Consider the following 23575-nt stretch of genomic DNA (forward strand, 5'->3'; position numbering starts at 1 on the left):
GGATTCCATATGAAAGCATCTTCTTTCATATGGATTAAAAGTTTGCCTTATGAGAGCAAAAACATGTCCAATATATTGACAGAACGTCAATAATTACCGAATGCTAGATTAAAATTGCCGGACGAAGTGGGGTTAATGTCGGACACGGCCCCATAATTGTCGGACAAAGTAGCATTAATGTCGGACAAATAACCAAACCCACCCTGCTCTCCCCAATCTACTAAAATTTATACTTCGCCCCTCGAAGGAATTTACAAATTAATAGATTTACCTTATTATGAATGTTGAGAAAAATTAAAAAAGTGGAGGGGAAGCTATGTTAGTTTTTAAGAATGCTTCGGGGTATGATGGTTTAGGTCAATATTTTGAAGGCAAAGTGATTGTCACTGAAAATGGTAAGATTAAAGAAATTGCAGATACATATGATGCACCAAGTGATGCGGAGGTTGTTGATCTCACAGGTAAAGTAGTATCGCCTGGTTTAATTGATGTTCATACGCATTTAGGTGTGTTTGAAGAAGGTAAAGGTCCTTCAGGGCACGATTTTAATGAAACGAGTGATGCGAATACGGCTCAGATCCGTGCGATTGATGGTGTGAATCCATTTGACGTTGGGCTTGAAGATGCACGTAAGTTCGGCGTGACGACCGTTCAGACATTGCCAGGAAGTGCAAATGTCATTGGCGGTGAAATGGTCGTTATTAAAACGGTTGGTACAGTCGTTGATCAAATGGTTGTGCGTGAGCCGTCTGGTCTTAAAGCAGCTACTGGTGAAAATCCGAAGCGTGTTCATGGTGGAAAAGGGAAACTTCCAACGACGCGAATGGGTGTAGCGGCGCTTTTACGCCAAAAGCTTCATGAAGCACAAGTTTATATGGAAAAGCGTGAAAAAGGTGAAGCGGATTACAAGTTAGAGTTAGAAAATATTACGAAGGTGCTAAAAGGTGAAATGCCACTACGCGTTCACGCTCACCGCGCTGAAGATATTGCTACAGTACTTCGTGTTAAGCGTGAGTTTGAAATCGATGTGACGATTGAGCACGGAACAGAAGGGCATTTAATTCCTGAATTTATCGCTGAGCATGATGTGAGTGTCGCTGTTGGTCCGACACTGACTGCTCGCTCAAAAGTAGAACTAGAAAATCGTGGTTGGGAGACACTACCGACTTATGCGAAGCACGGCGTTCCATTTACGATTACAACCGATCACCCTGTTGTCCCAATCGAGCATTTAATGACAAGTGCCATTATGGGGGTAAAAAATGGATTAACCGATCAAGAAGCGATGAAAGCTTTAACGATTAACGGAGCAAAACATTTAGGCATTGAAGATCGTGTTGGTTCACTTGAAAAAGGAAAAGATGCTGACTTAGTCGTCTGGAGCGGTGATCCGTTTGACTTACGCAACAAAGTCGAGACTACTTACATTGAAGGAAAAAAAGTAAACTAAACACACGCGAAATGAATGACTGCTGCACCTAATCAATTATAGGTGCAGCTTTTAATTTAATTTAAGAAAAAGGACATATTTATGGTAAAATTAAACGAATAATCTTTTAAGTAAAAAAACAAGAGTCATAGGAGAAATATAATATGAAAAATAGAATGTCAATCTACATAGCAGTTGCTCTGCTATCTTTATTTAGTTTTATTGCATTATCCATTTCAGTCATAAACCAAGAACAAACGTGGTTGGATCGTCAAATTGCTGATGTGTTAAGTCCACTTCAAGACACAGCTTTCATGTCGTCGATGGACTTGATCTCAAACCTAGGATCAACCGAGCTTTTAGCGGTGTTATCGCTACTGACGATTGCGGTTTTATGGTTTAAGCAAAAGTCGCTTAAACATATCATACTGTTCATCGCTGTTATGGGTGGTGGCGTATTATTAAATCTGCTCTTTAAGTTTTCGTTTGAAAGAGGAAGACCAGATGACCAACATCATATTGAAGCATTTGGGGTGAACTTGGAACTTGTGTCTTATAGTTTTCCAAGTGGCCACTCGACAAGAGCATTTTTGTTTTTTGCGTTTTTAATTTACATCGCTTGTATGTTTATAAACCACCGGGTTGCGAAGGGTGCTATAATTACTGCGCTAACGATTGTTATTTTTGCAATTGGAGTTAGCCGCATTATGCTTGATGCCCATTTTGCAACAGATGTACTGGGTGCTTATAGCGTCTCACTAGCTTGGTTAATGCTTTGTGTGATCGTCTTTGAACAAACTATGAAAAATAGAAAAAACAGAGCATTCGGTTAGGCCGGATGCTCTGTTTTTAGTAATATAAAGTCTTAATTCAGTTTTTTATAAAATCCCGTCGCTTTTGCCTCGTAACCTTGGCTCGTGTAAAAGTGATGGGCGTCTTCACGATCATCACGATTACCACTGTTTAAGACGAGTTTGCTTGCCTTTTGCTCTTTGGCCCACTGTTCGGCTGCATCAAGCAAAGCTTTCCCAATCCCACTTCGTCGTTCACCGCTGTCAACGACGAGTGCGACGATTCGAATATAATTATTATTGTTTTCATAATGAAAGCCCCGAATTAGTCCTGTCATGCCAACGACTTTACCATCTTGTTCATAAACGAGTGTTCGATAATCATCACTAGCATTTATTTTCATCATGCGGTGGTTCATCTCATCAGTCGTCGTCGGGTAACCAAGCTCTCCCATTAAATAGGCTAAACTTTGTAGATCCTCATGTTTGGCATCGAGAATCATGAATAACCTCCTACTCCGTATCGGTCGGACGTTCTAAGAAAAGAGGTTCACTCAATATCGCATAGTTCGGTCCTGCCAATCTAGCTAATGGATTTAAATTTTCGGCATCAATTTTATAGTTTTCTTGATAGACACTCTCATCAATGTGGTACTGAATAACTTTACCTAATATTAAATCATTATTATACTCGCCGTTTTCGCCAAGTGGCATATGTTCGAATAGCTCACATTCTAAACGGACTTTGCATTCTTTAATGCCAGGGACAGATACGTGAGTGCTAGGGATCGTCGTCAAATTCGCTTTTTCAACTTCACTAATGTGTTCTTTGTATGGGGCTGCCGTTTGATTCATTTGTTCAAGCATGTCGACATCAACGATATGTACGACGAATTCTTTTTGACTTAAAATATTTTTCGCTGTATGTTTAGTGATTTCTCCATCTACGCGTCCAACAGAAATAGCAATTAACAGTGGATTTGAACCTAACATATTAAAAAAGCTAAATGGAGCGGCGTTGACTACGCCATCTTCATGTTCTGATGTGACAAAAGCGATCGGACGTGGGATGACACATCCACTTAATAGTTTATAATTTTCTTTTGAGTCTAATTGGTTTGGATCAATTTGGATCATGTAAATCCTCCTTATTCGTAACATAATGTTATATTACATATTATCAGAAAATAATGACACATGGAAAATTTATGCGCTATAATATGATACAATTATTGTAAGTTCATAGAGTTATAGGGGGCACATTATGACGGAGTATAAGACAGAGAAAGAGCGTATATTAGCTGATAAATCGTGGTGGTTAGCTAAGCTCGGTGAGTCGATCTACCACCAATATCGCATGGGGCAATTATATAGTGAAGAGTTAAAAGAATTTGGTGGACATATTCAAAAGCTAGATCATAGACTTCATGAGCTTGAAGTGTTGAGTGGAGCACGAAACATTTACTGTACGTGTGGGCATGAAGTGGACAGAGCTGATATGTATTGTGAACGTTGCGGTCAGAAGTTAGAACATGTTGAAATAGACCATCAAGATGAACCGTGTCAACATTGTGAAACACCACTTATGATTGGGGCGAACTTTTGTCATGTGTGTGGCATGCGTCAAGAGGAGGAGTTAGCTTGATTTACTGTACGAAATGTGGAGCGAAAAACTCCGCTGACGCGTTATATTGTCATGCAGATGGTCATTCTTTACATAAACTAAGCCAGTTGCCAAACTATCAAAAGCGCCAAGAAGAAACGTGTCATTATTGTGGTGCGTCTCATTATGATGGAGCCTTTTATTGTCACGTTTGTGGTGAAAGCTATCAATCTGTTAATAAGAAATCTGTAAAAAAAGCGATCACACAAGTAAAATTTGGGAAAATGAGTGCGAGTCAAGTCGGTAAAACAGCGGTCATGGTCATTCCATTTGTTTTACTAACATTGGTTATGATGCTAATTAGTATACAACTCACTTATACAGAGCCTGATTTAGATCATGATGTAGCTCCTAGAGGCGAACAGAGTATTGTCGTTGAAGCATTAGAACAATATTCAGTATTTGAAAATCATATAATGTACTTGAAATCAGGTGATGAAGAATATAGAATTCATCGCCACAGTAGTGGATGGGAGAAAAGCCTTAATCTAGGCGAATTATTGTTGATTAGTAACGCGGTGCCAATTGCTATTAGTGCACAAGAAACCCATGAACCATCACATGAAGATGGAGAAGTCTTTGAAACGAGCTATACACAAACCTATAATTTTGGTACTGCCCATCAAGCAGTTGTGCTAATAGTAGCTGTGGTCATTAGCGCAGGACTATTTAGAATGTGGCGTCGAAATAGTACATTAGTGAGTCAAATCGTTAGCTCTGGTCTGTTTGGTATGTGGTATGGGTTAACGTTGTTAGTGTTAGCTTTACTTTCAAGTGATCATTTTACGATTGAAGATGGTTATCGCTCAGGAAGTACAGATCTTTACTTTTTGTCTGGTGAAGCTTTTGGGAAAGGTTTCTTAATTACGAGTGTTATTTTCTTAATCGGGCAGCTTATATGGGAGAAGCGCCAGTTGCCACATTTCTTTACAGGATTAAAATTAGGTGGAAAATGGTTTAGTGTTATATTCCTGTTATTCATACTCGTAAGTGGCTGGTATACATTCACACATTTAACAGATATCAGGTTTATCAATTCAACGGTTAACTATTCAGTGTTGTTAAGTTTTATTTTAATTGCCGTTACACTAGCTGTCATCGTATTAAATGTTGGATTCTTAAATACACTTTACATGCAACAGTTGTTTTTCGATGGTGAAAGAGTTCCATTCCATTTATTAAACCCTGACTTGGAAGAATTTCTCGAGGGTTCTGATCACGAAAGGTTTCATGCGATGAACCAACAAGATTATTTTGCTCCAGTGCTTAATATGTCTGGGTGGTTTTGGTTTAGTTTCATCGCCATCGTTGTTATATTATTAATAATTGGTTATCTTCATAGTGTTAAGTCTATTAAAGGTAACGTTTCTACAATTACGGGGATCGCAACAGCGTTTGCAATTATTAATGTTGTACTCGTATTATTTGCAAACCATGAAATAACTATTTTTCATCATATAGATGAAGAAAGGCTTTCGAATATGACAGGCTTTGACCCATGGCTAACATTTGGGATCACATTTGCATTCGTTTGGATCACCGTCTTAGTCGGTGTTGTTATTAGTAGAATGATAAAGAAGGAGGAGTAACATGAAAGCTATTATACATGAACAACAACTAGGGTTAGAAGGGCTTGATTATCGAGATGTAACTGATCCTGAAACGAGAGAGGGAACAGTTAAAGTGCGGTTAAAAGCTGTCGGGATGAACCGCCGAGATGTAGCGGTGACTTCACGCCGCCAAGAAGGTGACCCACCATTAGTTCTTGGTTCTGATGGAGCAGGGGTGATCGAAGAAGTCGGTGCTGGTGTTAATCAGTGGCAAATTGGCGATGAAGTCGTTATTAATCCAGGTGTTGGTTGGGAAAAGAATAGTGATGCACCGCCAGAAGGGTTTCAAATTGTCGGCCTTCCTGATGATGGTACTTTTGCTGAATACATGGTTGTTGATGCTCAACATGTCGAAAAGAAACCGAGCACATTATCGTGGGAAGAAGCAGGTGTCTTACCATTAGCTGGATTAACGGCTTATCGCGCACTGTTTACGCGTGGTCAAGTGAAAGATGGAGACACAGTGATGCTTCCTGGAATCGGAAGCGGTGTGTTGACGTACGTGTTGAAATTCGCAAAGGCTGTCGGGGCTCGTGTCATTGTCACATCAAGGCATGAAGAGAAGCTTGAAGCAGCGAAAAAGTTAGGGGCTGACGTTGGCCTTTTAACGGAATCGGATTGGAATGAACAGTTAAAAAACGAAACGGTTGACCTTGTCATTGAAAGTGTTGGGCGTGCGACTTTTAACAAATCATTAGGCATTGTGCGTCGTGGTGGAACAGTCGTCACTTTTGGTGCTACGACTGAAGATGAAGTTGAGATTGACATTCGCAAGTTTTTCTACGGTCAGTACAATTTATTAGGAAGCACAATGGGAAGTGCTGAAGAGTTAAATGAGATGCTTCAATTTGTTGAAAAGCATGGTATTAAGCCTGAATTAGATCGTATGTTTAAAATGGATGATTACCTTGAAGCATTTGAGTACTTACGTGATTCGAAAAACTTTGGGAAAATTGGATTCCATGTAGAATAATTATTTCCGCCTCGAGCTAAGCTTGGGGCGGGATTTTTTAATAAAAATATAAAAATCCTCCTAATCTCACCTATTTTTGAATAATTTAGTGGTAAGTAAGACGAGTTTATACTTAAATAACAGAATTTTTAGATAACTATTGAAATTGTGAAAAAATAAGTATAAACTTTTGATTGTAATGACCATATTAGGGGGGATGAGATGTGAGTGGTATTTGGTTAGCTCTAGCCGGTTTTCTAGTCTTCTTCCTAGGTTATCGCTTTTATTCAAAGTTCATCGCAGAGAAAATTTATAAGTTAGATCCGGCTTATGTCACACCAGCGCATAAGTATAAGGACGGGGTAGATTTTGTACCGACCAACAAATATGTGCTATGGGGGCATCATTTTACATCAATTGCAGGTGCAGCACCGATTTTAGGTCCTGCAATAGCTGTATACTGGGGTTGGTTACCTGCATTAGTATGGGTTGTTCTTGGTACAGTGTTCGCTGCAGGTGTTCACGATTCTGGTACGTTGTTTATGTCGGTACGAAACAAAGGGCAATCAGTTGGAACTTTAGCGAATAAACTGATTGGACAACGTGCGAAAATATTGTTTTTATTTATTATTTTGTTACTCGTATTAATGGTTAATGCAGTGTTTGCGTGGGTTATTGCGAACTTATTTATTTCAAATCCATCAGCTGTATTGTCAGTCTTCATTCAAATTCCACTAGCTATTTGGATAGGTTATCACGTTTATAAGCGTAGTGGAAGTATGTTGTTACCATCGCTGATTGTTTTGATTATTATGTATGGTACAGCCGTAATTGCAAGTTACGTTGAACCACTTCAAATTGACTTAGTGCGCTACTTTGGTGGAGAAGGCGCAACGACTTTTATAGGACTCAATGCAACTTCAGCAGCTTTCTTTACTTGGATTATTATTTTAATGGTCTATGTTTACTTCGCTTCAACCTTACCTGTATGGAAATTGTTACAGCCTAGGGATTATATTAATTCACATCAGTTAGTGGTAGGTTTAGTTATTTTGTATGCTGGATTATTTATTACATCACCTGAAGTAACAGCTCCGATGACAAACCCAGCAGCAACTGATACACCTTGGTTCCCAATATTGTTTATAACGATTGCTTGTGGTGCTATTTCAGGTTTCCACGGTTTAGTATCATCTGGTACAACAAGTAAGCAGTTAAATAATGAACGTGACGTGCGTTTTGTTGGTTACTTAGGTGCTGTTGGTGAAGGTTTACTAGCATTAATTGCGATTATCGCTGTTGTGACATTCTTTAGCTCAACAGACGCATTTACAGCTACCTATAGTAGCTTTGGCGCAGCTAGTGATGGCGGTTTAGGTGTATTCGTTCAAGGTGCAGCAGCATTAGCAACAGGGCTAGGGATTCCAGCTGCAGTAGCGCCGACGATTATTGCTGTTATAATCGTAAGCTTTGCTGCAACAACGCTTGACTCATCTGTGCGACTGATGCGTTATATTATTTCTGAGCTAGGCGTAGAATATAGCCTTCCAACGATCACGAAGAAACATGTTGCTACAGCCATTGCAGTTATCTCAAGTGCTGCATTAGCTTTGATTCCACAAGGGCCAAATGGTTTCGGATCTGGTGGTTATCTATTGTGGCCACTATTTGGTACATCAAATCAGTTATTAGCTGGTATTAGTTTACTATTACTTGCCATTTTCTTAAGACGCAGAGGAAGTAGCATGTTACCAGCGTTAATTCCGATGGTGTTCTTAATGTTTATGACTCTATATGCCATGTTTGTTCAAGTGTTTACCGATTGGGCACCATGGGCGACGAATACAGATTGGTTACTGTTCACATTTGGTTCAATCATATTTGTCTTTGCAATATGGATCGTCTTTACAGCATTCTCGGTTATATCCAATGAGCGAAAGAATGATAAGTTTAAAGATGTAGCCTAAAATCAGAAAAGCCGTACGAATTGTGCGGCTTTTTTGTATGGAAAATAGATTTTTTTGATTATTTTGATAAAATGTTAATAACCATACTAGTTATTAAGGGTGAGGACATTGGTAGATCAAAAGATTTGGCAAAAACTTAAGCGGGTGATTGAGTTATACGATGAAATGTTAAGTACGCCACACCGGACTGAAATAGCTAGAGAGCTAAGAGATGAGGACGATCTATTTTTATTGTTAGTTTATTCGGACATGCTCGGCATTCCAAACCCTGCATTTTATTACACGTTAGAGTTATATCCTTTTATTATTGAAAGGTTCCACGATTGGCATTTAAGAATGGGCATGGAACATTCACCTTTAGATGGCATTCGATGTTGCTAAAACTTTATGTAAAGTGAGTGGTTAGATGAATATACAAAAACAAAAGATTATATTCGTTGGGGGAAAAGGTGGCGTTGGTAAATCAACTTCATCAGCTGCACTTGCTCTAGCCAATGCACAATCTGGAAATAACACGTTAGTCGTTTCAACCGACCCGGCCCATAATTTAGGTGATGTATTTCATCAGCCGTTATCTCATGAGAAAACGAAGTTATCAAACCACTTATGGGGAATTGAGATCGATTCAGCAACCGAGACTAAACGCTATATGAATCAAGTTAAGGATAACCTCAAAGGGTTAGTAAAATCGAAAATGGTAGAAGAAGTTCATAGACAGATTGATCTTGCAAGTGCCTCTCCTGGAGCAGAAGAAGCGGCATTATTTGATCGTTTAATTACAATTTTAATAGAAGAGCAAGTCCATTTTGATAAAATTATTTTCGATACAGCCCCGACTGGACATACGATTAGATTGCTAACTCTGCCAGAACTTATGAATGTATGGATCGACGGCATGTTAGAAAAAAGGCAAAAAATTAACGACAATTACACCCAACTACTAAATGATGGTGAACCAGTTGATGACCCAATCTATGATATTTTACAACAACGTAAGGAGAAGTTCTCACAAGCAAGAGATATTATTTTAGATGAAGACATAACAGGTTTTGTTTTTGTGTTAATTCCTGAAAGGCTTCCAATAATTGAAACGAAACAGGCGATTAAGCAACTAAACCAATTCAACTTACATGTTAAAAACCTCATCGTAAACAAAGTCCTTCCCAAAGAAGCGGACGGCCAATTTTTAGAAAAAAGAAGACAAATTGAAAATAATTACTTACAAAATATCGATGAACAATTTAAAAATCAAGCTGTATTAAAAGTCCCTTTATATGAAGAGGATATTTCGGATTTAGATCGGCTAAGTGTATTTGCCGAACAGTTAAGCTCTTTAATTAAGACTCATGTTTGAGTGGTTTAAATCCCGTCCTAATGGGCGGGGTTTTTAGTGACACTTTTCTTAATAAATGACGTCTAATTAAAAAGGAGGTCATCTCATGAAAAGGTTAGCAGCGATTCTAATGGTTGTCTTTTTATCAGCTTGTGGAACAGGCGTTACTTCTGGTGAACAAGATCAACCGCAACCGGACGAACATCCAAGCTTCATTGGGTATATTGCTAAAGTAGAGGATAATCAAATACTTGTTACTGAAAATAAAGTAGATGAAGAAGAAGCGAATCATGAAGATATAGATCAATTTGGTGAAAAGGCTGGGCAGGCAATTTATTTCAGTTTAACTGAGATTGATGAAAGTACGATTAATCAGTTAGATGTAGGTGATCACATTGAAGTGTTGCACGGAGCTGTAGCCGAATCATATCCTGGGCAGAGTTCGGCCAAAAAAGTGAATCATATCGAGTAAAAAGACTTGGAAGTTAATCTAAGTAGTTTAGATAACTTGGAGAAACATATGAAATTGCACCGTCTAATATATAAGGGGTGAGGTTGATTATGAAAAAACATATTATTATCTCCATTGTTCTTGTGTTGAGTATAGTTGGATGCAGTCAAAAAGATATTATTAATTTCGACAAAAACTCAACTTTAAGGGTAGAAGAAAGAACGGGAGATGAACTTTCCAGTAATTATGAAGTGATAAACAAGATTGAAGATGAAGAATTAATTCAGGAGATTATTGACATTTTTCAAGGTATCAAATGGGAAACAAATGTAGACATTGAAATGACACACGAACCCGATTACAAGCTGAATAAGAATAATCATATTTGGGTTACACCTAAAGGTAATATGTTAGAGATAATAAATAGAGATAACGGATATTATGTTAGATTACAAGAGGAAGCTTCGTCAGAGTTATTTGAAATAATGACAGGAAAAGAAATTGAATAAACTAAATAAAACAAGAAAACGCTTGGATAAATTAAACAAGCGTTTTTTATGTGCTATTATAAATGTTATTGAGTTAATCTTAATTCTTTTTTTGCAGGATTTAAAAGTTATATCTAGAACTGTGGGGGTATAACTAAAATTGTGTGGTGATGATATGGAACATAGTCCAAACAAACTAAAATTCTCTTTTAAGTTTGTTGTATATGCGTTGCTATGTTGGATGTTGTGGACTGTTTTAACAGGTTTTTTGCTTTATATTTACTCTCATTTTGGGTTAACAAGAGAAGGATTGGGACACTCGGATTAGCAGGTGCTGTTGCCCTTGTCTTAGCTTTTGAAGATCGTAAGTTGCAATACTCGCGTCTTTATCCTGGTGAAGCGAAGATGAAATTTAATCATTTGTTTTATAAAGGGTTAATTAGTTCCGGTTGTCGTAAGTGTACTGACATAGGAGCTCCCGCCTTAGCCGATTTGCGTTAGAACGTATCTAAAGAGGTGAAAAAACAACTTATTATAATTATCGAAATATTGTAACAATTGGTCGGTTTTTCTAAGGCTTTCTACAGTATTATATTAGTAGGAGGGATAGAAATGAGGAGGTTTTACATTTTACCCTTACTGCTGTTAGTAGCAGTGGGTTGTAGTGATGGTGATAGTGAAACGTCGATCACAGACCCGCAAAGAAATGCTGAACTAGAAACCGTTAGTCAAGAAGACATGATTGTTATTAAATACGAAAGTGACAATATGGAACGTGGAGATAACCCATACAATTATTTAGGAAGGGATCTTGTAATTGACCCAGATTTTTATATAAAGCAAGAGGTTCGAAGAGGGGAAATTGTTTACTATGAACGACCTGAAGAATATTATAACTTCCTTGAAGAACGACAAGCATACTTTGAGAAGCAAGGTGAGAGTTTTGAACCACAAGCTTTACCAGAAAGTGTAGCTAGAGTAGTGGCATTGCCCGGAGAAAGTATAGAGATCCAAGAAGGGCAAATTTATATTGATGGTAGAATTTTAGATACGTTTTATGGAGATATTACGCTCAATCCAATGAATGAAACTGATCAAGAGTTTAACATGGAAGCTGTAACAGTTCCAGATAACCATGTATTTGTTTTAGGGGACCGTGTATGGAGAAGTATAGATAGTAAACAGTACGGCCCTGTATCACAAGATAACTTTATTGGAAAAGTAAAAGGATACCCAAGATAAAAGCATGTAATTAAAATAAGGTTCTCGAAGTACTTTAACTTTAAAATTAAATAACACCTTTGAATAAGGTGTTCACCTTAACCTTAAGCCTATTTTTTAGGCTTTTTTTATTTCATACTGTGATAAAATCATAAAAAAGAATGATCAGATGGAGAGGATCAAATGAAACTAACCGTAAAGCTGGCGAACGAAATGATAAAAAGAGTAAATGAAACTGTTGATGTTCCAATAAATTTAATGGATGAGACAGGAACAATATTAGCAAGCTCAGACCCTGTTCGTATCGGGGAGTTCCACTCAGGAGCTATGGTAGCATTAAAAAAACAATCTACGGTTATTATAAAAGACGAACTTATAGACAAGTATCCAAACACGAAGCCAGGAGTCAATATTCCCGTTATGTTTCAAGATGAAATTGTAGGGGTTGTTGGTGTTACAGGTGATCCTGATCATGTTTTCCAACTAGCCAATATGACGCGTATGACTATAGAAATGATAATTGAACAAACGGCGCTTGAAAGACAGAACTTTGTTAGAGAAAGAAGATTGCGTGATTGGGTACAAAAGTTAGTGCATCCATTAGGTTTTGATGAAAGCCAATTAGTACAAGAAGCAGATTATCTTGATGAAATTGATTTAGATCAATCCTATCAAATCGCACTCTTTACTAGTTATCATACAGCTTTCAATATTGATCAAATTACTCACACCTTAAATCAGTATGTGCCGCATTATGCATTCATAATTCTCATTAATCAATATGAAATTGTTGTCGCCTTTAAGAAAGAGCTAACAGATGAACAGTCATCAATCATTAAAGAGAATTTACCAGAAAACGGACTTTACATTGGCACGTTAGATCTAGGTGTAAATGGATTAAGAAAATCATATATGTTTGCTAAAGAAGCATGGTTTATGAGCGACTTTAGTAATAAGCAGAACGATGTTGTAAATATTAGAGATTTAAAATTGGAGGTCGCAATACGGTCAATTTCTAACGAAGCAATGGGGTTACTTAGCGATGAACAAAATTATCTCAATAACTTGAGTGACGAATATGTACATTCTTTTTATGTGTATTTTAACTGTAATTTTCATGCGAATGAAACTGCACAACAATTACATATCCACAGAAACACGCTAAATTACCGATTAGACATGATTAAACAGAAAACTAATTTAAACCCGAAAAATGTTAAAGAAGCCCTAATGTTATATATTTTACTGACGAGACAACGGTTTAGTCATTTGCACAAAATAATTGACTGAAAATTGTTATTTTTTTATTCAAAATACAAATTGTTTTGTAACAAAATGTTCACTAAACTTGACATTAATAGGAGGAATGACAGGCATGAAAATCACCGTTAGCCCAGATTCTTTTAAAGGGAGTTTATCAGCTAAACAAGCTAGTAATGTTATTGAACAAGGGTGTCAAACTGTAGATTCATCAGCTGTGATCAAAAAAATACCTATGGCTGATGGTGGAGAGGGAACGGTTGATGCCTTAATTTATTCAACAAATGGAAAGCGCTTACATTGTGAGGTGACAGGTCCACTAGGAGAACCAATTTCAACGATTATGGGTGAAAGTGGTGCAAATCATGAAGCGCTAATTGAAGTTGCTAGTGTATGTGGGCTTATGCAAGTGCCTAAAGAAAAACAAAACCCACTTTTTACAACATCTTATGGATTGGGAGAACTTGTAAAAAAAGCGCTTGATGTCGGCTACCGTCAATTACTCATTGGTCTTGGTGGAAGTGCGACTAATGATGGTGGTCTTGGGATGCTTCAAGCATTAGGAGCCAAGTTCTATGATCGAAATCATGAAAAGGTTGGATTCTATGGGAATGACCTACAATTTGTCGAATATGTTGACTTAACTAACCTTGATCCACGCTTGAAACAATGTGAGATCAAGGTTGCATCAGATGTGGAAAACCCATTGTATGGAGAAAGTGGTGCTTCACATGTTTTTGGTCCACAAAAAGGGGCATCAATACAAGTCGTAAAACAAATGGATGAAGCACTAGCTCGTTACAGTCAAATTGTTGAAAGTGAGTTAGGTCAAACTTATAAAAATAAACAAGGGGCTGGTGCAGCAGGTGGTCTAGGTTTTGCGTTAATGGTAATTGGAGGAGAAATAACGTCTGGAGCCCAAGTTGTAGGTGAAGTTGCAAGGCTTGAAGATGAAATTAAATCGAGTCAATTAGTCGTGACGGGGGAAGGGCAAAGTGACTTTCAAACTTTTTATGGAAAAGCACCAGGGTATGTTGCGAGCTTAGCGCAAAAACATAATGTTCCATGTGTATTGATATCAGGGGCAATTGCTGATCAAGACGGAAAGCTTCGTGAATTATTTTCAGGTGTATTCTCGATCACAAATCAGCCGATGTCACTAGAAGATTGTATAAAAAATGCTGATCAACTCCTATTGCAACAAACGGCAAATGTCGTTCATTTATTTAACAATTTAAGAAAGTGAGGGGAATGGAAATGGAAGGTTTAGGATTAGTTATTGTTATCGTAGCTGCTGTTCTATTAGTTATTGGTTTAACAGCTAAATTTAATATGCATCCGTTCTTATCTTTAATCATTGCAGCCTTTTTACTCGGTATTTTTGCTGGATTGCCTTTAGCTGAAGTTGTAGAAGCGGTTAACTCAGGTTTTGGCGGCTTAATGAGTGGTATAGGTTTAGTCATTGTGTTTGGTACAATTATTGGTGTTCTATTAGAGAAAACAGGTGCTGCTTATCGTATGGCAGAAGTCATTTTAAGATTGATCGGTGAAAAGAGACCTCAGCTTGCGATGAGTATGATTGGTAGTATCGTCAGTGTACCTGTATTTTGTGACTCTGGTTATATTATTCTATCATCTCTTAAGAAAGCGATTGCAAAACGTGCTAAAGTGGCTGTTGCTTCAATGGCAATCGCGTTATCAACCGGTTTATTCGCAACACATACACTCGTTCCACCGACACCTGGACCAATTGCAGCAGCTGGTAACATTGGAGCAGAGCAATACTTAGGAACGATTATTTTAATTGGTATCGTAATCGCGATTCCTACAATTATGGCTGGTTACTTCTGGGCTATTAAAGTAGGTACTAAGATTAAAGTTGAAGGCGAAGATGAAATGCAAATTGATTATGATGAGGTTGTTAAAGAGTTTGGCGAAATGCCTTCAGCGACAAAAGCGTTTGCACCAATTTTTGTTCCGATTATACTAATTTCTTTAGGATCAATTGTAACATTCGCGGGTTGGAAAGGCTTATTATTTGATATAATTTTATTCTTCGGTGCACCTGCTGTTGCTCTGTTAGTCGGTGTGTTATGTGCCTTTGCACTACTACCGAAGTTCGATCGTGAAACAATGAATGATTGGATTAATGAAGGGTTGAAAACAGCTGCACCAATCTTACTTATCACAGGTGCTGGTGGTGCGTTTGGTAATGTGATTTCTTCTACTAATATTACAGGTTTTATTGAAAGATTCGGTAATAATCCGTTCTTAACGGGCGCATTTTTCTTACTAGTACCATTCCTAATTGCAGCAGCTTTAAAGACTGCGCAAGGTTCTTCTACAACAGCATTAGTTATTACATCAACATTAGTTGCACCACTATTAATTGATGTTGGTATTCAAGATCCACTACCAATGGCTCTAGTTGTTATGGCAGTTGGTGCAGGTGCAATGGTTGTTTCGCACATCAATGATAGTTATTTCTGGGTGGTTAAAGAATTCAGTGGTATGAGTGTAACGCAAGCTTACAAAGGCCAAACGGGAGGTACACTCATCCAAGGTCTTGTAGCCATTACACTTTCTATCATTATTTGGATAATATTTGTTTAAGAGATTCATAGTTTAAGAGCAGGGAGAACTTCCTTGCTCTTTTTTTGATTGTTTACTGGGTATTTTTGTTATAAAATTGGTAATAAATTCTGAAACTTTAAGGAGACGTTATGTATAACTACATATGGTAAGGAATGGCTGTCGGGATGACGGAGGCGGTTCCAGGCGTGAGTGGAAGTACGGTTGCTATGATTCTAGCAATTTATGAGAAATTAATATTCAATTTAAGTTTACTTCAACGAAACGTCGAAAGGAAGCGTTATCGTTCTTAGTTCCTTTTGGTGTAGAAATGATTGTTGGTTTTGCATTGTCGAATGTCACGATTCATTTGTTGTTGACACATTTCAGGGCACCGACGTTAATCTTTTTTGTTGGGATTATAGTTGGCTTCCTCCCAATGTTGTGGCAAGAAGGTGTTAAACAAGCTAAAAGGGATTATCGGATGACTGACTACATTGTTATGGCCTTATTTATTGCAGTTGTCGTTGTTGCTAGTCTATTTAGTGATTTTAATCAAATTGAGTTGTCAGCATTAGCTGTCAATGATGTCACCTTTTAATGGTAGCGGGATTTGTAGCAAGTACGGCACTCGTTTTACCTGGAATTAGTGGGGCTTTAATGTTAACGATTTTAGGCAATTATGAATTAGCGACAGCTTCACTTGTTCAATTTTATTGGCCGGTCATTTTGTCAATTGGGGTTGGGGTCATCGCAGGTGTATTATTTATGAGTCGGTTAATCCAAAATTTACTGAACCATTATACACAATCGACTTATGCTGCAATGGTAGGATTAGTTGCAGGTTCTTCGCGATTTTTAATACATTGAATTTGGTTGAGATTCAACAACATTTTATTCTCTCAGTTGTATCTGGACTGCTAGGTTTTGTTGTTGTTTCTGTCATGACTAGGCGTGTGAGTGAGAAAGTTTGTTTTAGTTTGCGTAATAAAGGAGGGATTGGATGAATAGAAAGTGGATAAGTTCCATAGCCGTCGTGGTTGGGATGCTAGTCCTGTTGTTTATATTCACGACTACTTACGCTGATTTTCAACAAGCGTTAGAAAGAGCTGAATATAAAATTAGTCATTTTGTACTGATCAGTTTATGGGCATTTCTTTTTGGTGTGTTAATTGAATGGAAAGCGCTTGGTCAGATAATTTTTGAAAAGCGGATCAAAGTAAATTGGCTTATTGTTCCAGCAATTATATTAACTATTTTAACTTTTATACCACGGTTATATTGGATTGTCTGGTTTGGTTTTGGTCAGCCGTTTTTTATAGAAGTTTTTACAATACCAGAAACGCAAATTCTTCTTACGGCTTTGGCTGGTATCCTTGTCGTTCGAGCGTTTGATGGGAGATAAAATTAAGCAGAGGACTTGTTCCTCTGTTTTTTTTCGTGTCAGAGCACATTTTCAATTATATTACAATTGCCGTTTCTAGTAATCTTTAAAAACATATATTAATCATATACAGCAATCAATGTAGCAATTCTGAACTAAGATATTTACTCATATCATAGTAATAATCAGAGTTGTAGGTCTGTCTTAGTTAAGTTGTGAAATGGTACAAGCAACTCAAATTGGAGGTTTCAATGTTAACGACTCCCTAAAATGAAAGGGGTGAGAGTTATGGAATTAATTAGCTATATTATGGAAGATGCGTTAATTTTAATTCCTGTATTGATGATTTTAGGTAAAATGATCAAAGTGTCGTCGATCATACCTAATCGTTTTATTCCATTTGCGTTGCTAGCCATTAGTGTTGTGTTTTCGACTATTATGATGGGCCTTTCTTTAGAAACATTTATTCAAGCGATTCTAGTAACTGGTGCTGCTGTCTTTGGGCATCAATTAGTGAAACAAATGAGGGAAGTTAAGTAACAGAGAAACTCCCGGGTGCATTTGCACTCGGGAGTTTTTTAGTTTATTGAGTTAATGAACTTTGCATAACTTCTGTTACTTGCTCAACTTCCCAATCGTCGTTTACATAAAGGCCAACGACTTCCATATCAAAGCCCCAGCCTCGAACAAGTTGCACACTTTGCTTAATTTGTTCGACTTTTTCTTTCTTATCAATTGGATTACCAGCACAATCGTGGTGTCCAGCAATGGCAATGATTTTTGAACCGTGTCCGTTATGGGAAATGCCGATTCGGTTTTTTATAGATGCCAATGTTTGAGCATCACCGTCTAGTAAAACTTTATTAGGGCCAGCTTCATTAATTTTATCGACGTATTGTACTTGAAAATGCTTCCTTAACCAGTTCATAACAGGCTCTTGCACACGCCCGTCCATGCAGTTGATCGCAGTTCCGAAAGTCGCTTCACTCATGTTTTCAGTCCTCCTAATGGGTAGTCTTTATTCTATTATACTGTGATTTGCTGATTATGTCATGGGGTTAATATTTTAGAAGGAAAATAATGGTGTCATTAGGTATTTTAGCAGCTCTTAATTTCGTTATTTGGTAACCCATTATATTAAGAAAAACGCAGTGATGTCACTGCGTTTATTAATTGATTTGACCTTGTGAGCTAGCTTCGATTATCCAATTAATCGTATCGTCTTCAGTTAAACATGCTTGGAATGTGACACGTTCACCGCCACCAGTTCCTGTAATGCGGCTCCAATAGTTTTCACCATCATCAATGCCGATTGCATGGTCATCTACTTGATAGACATCGTCGACTGTGTAACGAAAGGCATTGCCATCAGAGTCTGTGATTACAAATTCATTAGCAGTCCAAATGTTGTTAAACACGCCTGGGTTGTGGCCAATGAAGTGGGTATTCATACCGTCGGTGCCACTAAATGTCTCAGCACCACCCCAAGTGGATGCGAATGGACCACTATCTATAATTTGTTGACCGTTAGCTTGTCCACCGTTTTTATATGAAACAGCTTGATCGTGAAAATAGATGGTATTTGGATCATACTGTACTTCGGTTGATTGGTTGGCTTCTTCATTGTCGGACGTTTCATTATTATCGGATTGTTCCTCAGCTTGTTCTCGTTCACTGTTGTTTTGTTCGTTATCTTTAGTTTGTTGAGGTTTTTCATAAGTTGTTAAATAGGCGCTAGATGCCCAAAGCTCTTGCTCTTCAAATTCTATTAAATACCACATTTGGTCATTCAATGACGTTTGAGCTTTAGCACTTACTTTTTCATAGGGTGAGAGTGTTGCTTTTGTTTCAAAATCTGTAGATGGACCTTCGCGTAAGTTGAGGTTGATCTCTGACATGTAATCGCCGTCTTGAGGTTCTTTCGTGTAGGATGGTTCTTCCTGTAGCGTTTCCTCTTCTGAAGGATTTTGTGATGATTGAAGTTCAATACCATGTTTCGTCAGTATAGATTGTTCAATTAATGGATTAGCCGAACTTATATATGATGAATCATTCGTTTGACTAGTTGGTAAAACGATGAGTGCAATCGTGATCGTCGAAGCGATTAACAGGGCAAAGCTATAAAAATATCTTTTCAAATCGATTCCTCCTTCCATAACATACCATCATTTTACGACAAAATTTTCTATAAAACTACTAAAACGCACGTTTTGTTCGTAATTTAGGTTGAAAGTTTTATAGAGAGGTTATCATCCATGTCGAATATTGTTGAATTTATAGGGTTAAAGATGGACGCATTGGAGTAATTACCGAATAGCGAGGTTTATTACCGAATAGGAACAGATTATTACCGAATAGAAAGCAGTAACTACCGAATAACTTACATTCTAAAAGATCTTTAGTTCACTATTATGTGAAATTATTCACAAAATCCTCACAATCTAGCCAAAAATCCATCAAGATTTTGACGCTTCAGAGGGTGGTATATGGGGTAAAATAGTATTGTAAGGTTTGATAGAGATAGCCCTTGAAGGAGGGGATCGAGATGTTATTGTTTGAAGATCCGGTGTTTTCGAGTCGGATGTTGACACTTCTCACGCTCACGTTCCACGTGATTTTTGCGACGTTAGGTGTTGGACTTCCGCTCATGATTATGATTGCACAATGGGTTGGAATTAAGAAAAATGACTTGCATTACATTATGATGGCCCGCCGCTGGGCAAGAGGATTTGTCGTATTAGTTGCAGTAGGTGTTGTAACGGGTACGGCGATTGGTTTACAGCTCGCGCTATTGTGGCCTAATTTTATGGAGTTAGCAGGTCATGTTATTGCACTTCCGCTATTTATGGAAGTATTCGCATTTTTCTTTGAAGCTATTTTTCTAGGAATCTATTTATATACATGGGATCGATTTGAAAATCAGCGTAAGCACTTATTGTTATTAGTTCCAGTGGCAGTGGGTGCGACGATGTCTGCCTTTTTCATTACGACCGTAAACGGCTTTATGAACGCACCAGCTGGATTTAATATCGTTGACGGACAAATGACTGGTGTAAGCCCGATTGAAGCAATGTTTAACGTAGCGACACCGACAAAGGTAGCGCACGTTATTTCAACGGCGTTTATGACTGCTGCATTTGTGTTAGCAGCGATTGCGGCGTATCGTTTAATTCGTGGATCTAATCACGTTTATCACAAAAAAGCGCTTCATATGACGATGAAGTTAGGTCTAATTTTTGCTGTTGCAACGGCTATCATCGGTGATTTCTCAGGTAAGTACCTTGCTGAACATCAACCGGAAAAATTAGCGGCAGCTGAATGGCACTTTGAAACAGAAGAAGAAGCGCCGCTCATTTTATGGGGTGTTTTAGATGACGATCAAAAAGTGCGCTATGGTATTGAAATTCCGTATGCGTTAAGTATTTTAGCGCATAACGATCCAAGTGCTGAAGTGATTGGGTTAAATGAATTTCCTGAAGAAGAGCATCCACCAATGTTTGTCCATTACTTGTTCGACATTATGATTACGATCGGCATGTGGATGATCGTGCTATCGCTAGCTTATTGGTTTGCGATGCGAAGAGGCTGGAATTTTGTTAAGAAAAATTGGTTCCGCTGGCTTATCGTATTAGGTGGTCCACTATCGATGCTAGCTATTCAAGCTGGTTGGTGGATGACAGAGTTCGGTCGTCAGCCGTGGATTTTACGCGGTGTGATGACGGTGCAAGAAGGGGCAACACAAAGTGATTATGTCGGCCATATGTTCTTCGTATTTGCTGGTTTGTACTTGATTTTAGGCATTGGTGTTGCCGTCGTCTTAAGGAAAGTTTTCAAAAATCATCCAGTTGAAAAAGAACTAGCTGAACAAGGTGGTGATCAGTCATGAGTTATGAGTTAATCGGGATGGTCGTACTGTGGACGTTCTTGTTCGGCTACGTCATTGTCGCATCGGTCGACTTTGGTGCAGGATTTTTTAACGCTTATAGCTTAATTACGGGTAAACAACACATTTTAACCAAAGTCATTCAAAGGTACTTGTCGCCTGTTTGGGAAGTGACTAATGTGTTCTTAGTGTTCTTTTTCGTTGGGATCATTGGGTTCTTCCCATCGACAGCTTACTATTATGGCAGCATTTTGCTAATCCCAGTCAGTATCTCAATTATTTTACTAGCCATTCGCGGTTCGTATTATGCGTTTGAGACATACGGAAATAAAGGTCATCGAGGCTATGCGTTTATGTATGGTGCGACGGGGTTAATTTTACCTGCCTCTTTATCGGTTGTGTTGACGATCTCTGAAGGTGGATTTGTTGAGATGACAGACAACGGCCCGTTCCTCGATTATTGGGCGCTGTTCTCAAGTCCATTAACATGGAGTATTGTCGTCCTAAGTGTGACGGCTGTGCTGTATATTTCTGCCGTGTTCTTAACGTGGTATGCGAATCGTGCTGGAGATTTTGAAGCGACAAAAGTACTACGACGTTACGCGCTCATTTGGGCATTGCCGACGATTGTGACAGCTGGCGGAATTGTTTATGAGTTACGCTCACACAACCCAGAGCATTTTGAGTCACTCATGAACTTATGGTGGATGTTCGCGATCTCAATTGTGTTTTTCTTATTTAGTGTTTGGTTCATTTGGAAGAAGAAAAATTACGGCGTAGCGTTCATTTTACTAATCGGACAGTTCGCGTTTGCCTTTTACGCTTACGGCATATCAAAATATCCGTACTTGTTGTATCCGCACTTAACGGTGCATGATGGTGTAACAAACGATGCAATGGCGATTTCGTTAATTGTTGCCTTTGTTGCTGGCTTGTTATTACTCATTCCATCATTATACTTGTTAATGCGCTTGTTCTTATTCGATGACAAGTACGTTTCCGGTAAAAAATAAAGACGGGGTGAATGAGCATGAGTGATTTTCTAATTTTATACGCACCGTTTATTACGTTAATTGGCGCAATTGCATTAGCCTTTTGGGCAGCGCTGAAAGGTAGTCATATAGATGGAGAGTAAAGAAAGCAGCCATCCCTTAATTGGGGTGGCTGATTTTTCGTATCGCTAATTTTTGAAAATTTTGATAAACTGTAGTGATACAAGGGAGGATTACGACGTGAATGTACTGCAATATTTAACCGAAAATAAAGACCAAATTTTAAGAGATATAGAGTGGATTGTAACATGTGAATCACCATCAAGGCGAAAGGATTTGTCTGATGAGTGCGCTGATGCGATTTATCAGATGTTTTATGAACGACTCGGTGTATACGGTGAAGCCTATGAGCAAGAAGAGACAGGCAAGCATTTAAAGTTTGAAATTGGACGTGGTGACAAGACGGTCGTCATGTTGGCACATTATGATACGGTTTGGGAAGAAGGCGATCTTTCTTATTACATAGAAGGGGACAAGGCGTATGGTCCTGGAACAGTTGATATGAAAGCAGGGTTAGTTCAGAGCATGTGGGCGATCAAAGCATTGCAGGAGTTAGATGTTGAACTAGATTATAAAATTAAATTTTTAGTTACAGCAGATGAAGAGATTAAAAGCCCGACTGGTCAATATTTTATAAAAGATGAAGCGAAAGATGCTGATGTCGTTTTAGTTGTCGAGCCGCCGACAGGATATGAAGGTTTGATTAAGACAGAGCGAAAAGGTGATGCGACATATGACATTAAAGCGATCGGTGTGGCATCGCATGCGGGCAATGACCCGAAGCCACAAGCGAATGCGATTAACGAATTGGCACATCAAATTGTGAAATTGGAAAACTTAGCTGATCTTGAAAACGGCACGTCGATTAATGTTGGTGTCATTCACGGAGGAAGCAAACGAAACGTGACAGCAGCAGAAGCCGTGATGGAAGTTGACTGTCGATTTTCGAAAAGAGAAGAAGCACACCGGATTGATGAAGCAATCCAAGCATTGAAGCCTACATTGAAAGAGACAGACCTAGTCGTTGAAGGTGAAATTGGCCGATACCCAATGGAACGAACAGAACAAACTGTTGAACTATATGAAATGGCAAAAGAAGTCGCAAGTGACCTTGGAATGGAGATTGGTGAAACATTTGCTGGCGGCGTGAGCGATGGCAATTTCACTTCTGCTATGGGCATTCCCACTTTAGACGGCTTGGGAGCGATTGGTGACGGTCTGCACGCACCGCATGAACATATTGTGATTAGTGAACTGCCTAGACGTGGGGCGTTGCTTGCTGGGGTGTTGGAGAAGTTGAATAAGAGCTAGAAAAAAGACCTCAAGGACGAGGTCTTTTTATGTGGTGTTTGTTCGACATAAATCTTGTTTTGTTCGGCAATTAATGCTGCTTGTCCAACAATTATAGTCGCTCGTCCGACAATAATTGACGTTCTGTCAATATATTGGACATGTTTTTGCTCTCATAAGGCAAACTTTTAATCCATATGAAAGAAGATGCTTTCATATGGAATCCTCAT

At 38.4% G+C, this 23575-nt stretch carries 28 protein-coding genes; 24 read left to right on the forward strand and 4 right to left on the reverse strand.

Translation table 11 applies throughout. The features are described from left to right. Positions 1-316 precede the first annotated feature (316 nt). Together J2R98_RS13970 and J2R98_RS13975 are read left to right on the forward strand one after the other, a co-directional pair. Positions 317-1450, forward strand: a complete 1134-nt coding sequence (locus tag J2R98_RS13970; protein ID WP_307070030.1) for an amidohydrolase — start codon at positions 317-319, stop codon at positions 1448-1450. A 143-nt stretch (positions 1451-1593) separates the two neighbouring features. Further along, on the forward strand, positions 1594-2262 hold the full coding sequence (locus J2R98_RS13975) for a phosphatase PAP2 family protein (RefSeq protein ID WP_307070032.1): 669 nt from the start codon (positions 1594-1596) through the stop codon (positions 2260-2262). A gap of 32 nt (positions 2263-2294) precedes the next feature. Here J2R98_RS13975 and J2R98_RS13980 read toward each other — a convergent pair whose 3' ends face one another. Beyond that, positions 2295-2723 carry a GNAT family N-acetyltransferase gene (locus J2R98_RS13980; RefSeq protein ID WP_307070034.1) on the reverse strand — a complete coding sequence of 143 codons (429 nt, stop codon included), beginning with the start codon at positions 2721-2723 and terminating at the stop codon, positions 2295-2297. Between the two features lie 10 nt (positions 2724-2733). Beyond that, entirely contained in the window at positions 2734-3357 is a 624-nt protein-coding gene (locus J2R98_RS13985) for a flavin reductase family protein (protein ID WP_307070035.1), read from the reverse strand. 127 nt (positions 3358-3484) lie between these two features. Here J2R98_RS13985 and J2R98_RS13990 point away from each other — a divergent pair, with 127 nt between their 5' ends. The 18 genes from J2R98_RS13990 to J2R98_RS14070 all read left to right on the forward strand — a co-directional run bounded on the left by J2R98_RS13990 (position 3485) and on the right by J2R98_RS14070 (position 17660). After that, entirely contained in the window at positions 3485-3865 is a 381-nt protein-coding gene (locus tag J2R98_RS13990) for a zinc ribbon domain-containing protein (RefSeq protein WP_307070037.1), read from the forward strand. After that, positions 3862-5472 carry a zinc ribbon domain-containing protein gene (locus J2R98_RS13995; RefSeq protein WP_307070040.1) on the forward strand — a complete coding sequence of 537 codons (1611 nt, stop codon included), beginning with the start codon at positions 3862-3864 and terminating at the stop codon, positions 5470-5472. The genes J2R98_RS13990 and J2R98_RS13995 overlap by 4 nt, the downstream gene beginning before the upstream one ends. 1 nt (position 5473) lies before the next feature. After that, positions 5474-6466: a zinc-binding dehydrogenase gene (locus J2R98_RS14000; RefSeq protein ID WP_307070042.1), complete on the forward strand. Its 993-nt coding sequence runs from the start codon at positions 5474-5476 to the stop codon at positions 6464-6466. A gap of 203 nt (positions 6467-6669) precedes the next feature. Continuing rightward, positions 6670-8412, forward strand: coding sequence for a carbon starvation CstA family protein (locus J2R98_RS14005; RefSeq protein ID WP_307070044.1), 1743 nt, complete (start codon positions 6670-6672; stop codon positions 8410-8412). 108 nt (positions 8413-8520) lie between these two features. After that, entirely contained in the window at positions 8521-8793 is a 273-nt protein-coding gene (locus J2R98_RS14010) for a cory-CC-star protein (protein ID WP_307070046.1), read from the forward strand. Positions 8794-8818: 25 nt separating this feature from the next. Beyond that, positions 8819-9766, forward strand: a complete 948-nt coding sequence (locus J2R98_RS14015; protein ID WP_307070047.1) for an ArsA family ATPase — start codon at positions 8819-8821, stop codon at positions 9764-9766. Between the two features lie 85 nt (positions 9767-9851). Next, the gene (locus J2R98_RS14020) at positions 9852-10217 is read left to right on the forward strand and encodes a DUF3221 domain-containing protein (protein WP_307070049.1); all 366 of its coding nucleotides are present in this window, start codon (positions 9852-9854) and stop codon (positions 10215-10217) included. Between the two features lie 89 nt (positions 10218-10306). Beyond that, positions 10307-10705, forward strand: a complete 399-nt coding sequence (locus tag J2R98_RS14025; protein ID WP_307070051.1) for a hypothetical protein — start codon at positions 10307-10309, stop codon at positions 10703-10705. A 225-nt stretch (positions 10706-10930) separates the two neighbouring features. Next, positions 10931-11185, forward strand: coding sequence for a hypothetical protein (locus J2R98_RS14030; RefSeq protein WP_307070053.1), 255 nt, complete (start codon positions 10931-10933; stop codon positions 11183-11185). Positions 11186-11296: 111 nt separating this feature from the next. Continuing rightward, the gene (gene lepB / locus J2R98_RS14035) at positions 11297-11926 is read left to right on the forward strand and encodes a signal peptidase I (RefSeq protein WP_307070054.1); all 630 of its coding nucleotides are present in this window, start codon (positions 11297-11299) and stop codon (positions 11924-11926) included. A gap of 162 nt (positions 11927-12088) precedes the next feature. Beyond that, positions 12089-13195, forward strand: coding sequence for a CdaR family transcriptional regulator (locus tag J2R98_RS14040; protein WP_307070056.1), 1107 nt, complete (start codon positions 12089-12091; stop codon positions 13193-13195). A gap of 85 nt (positions 13196-13280) precedes the next feature. After that, the gene (locus J2R98_RS14045; protein WP_307070058.1) at positions 13281-14411 is read left to right on the forward strand and encodes a glycerate kinase; all 1131 of its coding nucleotides are present in this window, start codon (positions 13281-13283) and stop codon (positions 14409-14411) included. Between the two features lie 11 nt (positions 14412-14422). Next, positions 14423-15778 carry a GntP family permease gene (locus tag J2R98_RS14050; protein ID WP_307070059.1) on the forward strand — a complete coding sequence of 452 codons (1356 nt, stop codon included), beginning with the start codon at positions 14423-14425 and terminating at the stop codon, positions 15776-15778. A 146-nt stretch (positions 15779-15924) separates the two neighbouring features. Further along, the gene (locus J2R98_RS14545) at positions 15925-16050 is read left to right on the forward strand and encodes an undecaprenyl phosphate translocase family protein (RefSeq protein WP_370872016.1); all 126 of its coding nucleotides are present in this window, start codon (positions 15925-15927) and stop codon (positions 16048-16050) included. A 17-nt stretch (positions 16051-16067) separates the two neighbouring features. Beyond that, positions 16068-16337, forward strand: coding sequence for a hypothetical protein (locus J2R98_RS14055; protein ID WP_370872017.1), 270 nt, complete (start codon positions 16068-16070; stop codon positions 16335-16337). Then, positions 16337-16606: an undecaprenyl phosphate translocase family protein gene (locus J2R98_RS14060; RefSeq protein ID WP_307070061.1), complete on the forward strand. Its 270-nt coding sequence runs from the start codon at positions 16337-16339 to the stop codon at positions 16604-16606. The genes J2R98_RS14055 and J2R98_RS14060 overlap by 1 nt, the downstream gene beginning before the upstream one ends. A 133-nt stretch (positions 16607-16739) precedes the next feature. Next, positions 16740-17141: a hypothetical protein gene (locus J2R98_RS14065; RefSeq protein ID WP_307070063.1), complete on the forward strand. Its 402-nt coding sequence runs from the start codon at positions 16740-16742 to the stop codon at positions 17139-17141. A 267-nt stretch (positions 17142-17408) separates the two neighbouring features. Beyond that, positions 17409-17660: a phage holin family protein gene (locus tag J2R98_RS14070; RefSeq protein ID WP_307070065.1), complete on the forward strand. Its 252-nt coding sequence runs from the start codon at positions 17409-17411 to the stop codon at positions 17658-17660. Between the two features lie 43 nt (positions 17661-17703). On the opposite strand, the gene J2R98_RS14075 is transcribed toward J2R98_RS14070, so the two are convergent. Together J2R98_RS14075 and J2R98_RS14080 are read right to left on the reverse strand one after the other, a co-directional pair. Continuing rightward, complete coding sequence (locus J2R98_RS14075; protein WP_307070067.1) at positions 17704-18111, reverse strand: carbonic anhydrase; 408 nt, start codon at positions 18109-18111, stop codon at positions 17704-17706. A gap of 178 nt (positions 18112-18289) precedes the next feature. Continuing rightward, entirely contained in the window at positions 18290-19258 is a 969-nt protein-coding gene (locus tag J2R98_RS14080) for an SH3 domain-containing protein (protein ID WP_307070069.1), read from the reverse strand. A 407-nt stretch (positions 19259-19665) separates the two neighbouring features. Here J2R98_RS14080 and J2R98_RS14085 point away from each other — a divergent pair, with 407 nt between their 5' ends. The 4 genes from J2R98_RS14085 to J2R98_RS14095 all read left to right on the forward strand — a co-directional run bounded on the left by J2R98_RS14085 (position 19666) and on the right by J2R98_RS14095 (position 23366). After that, positions 19666-21006 (forward strand): cytochrome ubiquinol oxidase subunit I, encoded by a 1341-nt coding sequence (locus J2R98_RS14085; protein WP_307070071.1) that lies wholly within the window; start codon positions 19666-19668, stop codon positions 21004-21006. Next, a complete protein-coding gene (locus J2R98_RS14090; protein WP_307070073.1) occupies positions 21003-22016 on the forward strand; it encodes a cytochrome d ubiquinol oxidase subunit II in 1014 nt (337 codons plus the stop codon). Before J2R98_RS14085 ends, J2R98_RS14090 begins: the two co-directional genes overlap by 4 nt. Positions 22017-22033: 17 nt before the next feature. After that, positions 22034-22138: a cytochrome bd oxidase small subunit CydS family protein gene (gene cydS / locus J2R98_RS14550; RefSeq protein WP_017185377.1), complete on the forward strand. Its 105-nt coding sequence runs from the start codon at positions 22034-22036 to the stop codon at positions 22136-22138. Between the two features lie 97 nt (positions 22139-22235). Further along, a complete protein-coding gene (locus tag J2R98_RS14095) occupies positions 22236-23366 on the forward strand; it encodes a M20 family metallopeptidase (protein ID WP_307070075.1) in 1131 nt (376 codons plus the stop codon). The last annotated feature ends 209 nt before the right edge of the window (positions 23367-23575 follow it).

It is taken from the genome of Alkalibacillus filiformis, assembly GCF_030814115.1.
Lineage (GTDB): Bacteria > Bacillota > Bacilli > Bacillales > Alkalibacillaceae > Alkalibacillus > Alkalibacillus filiformis.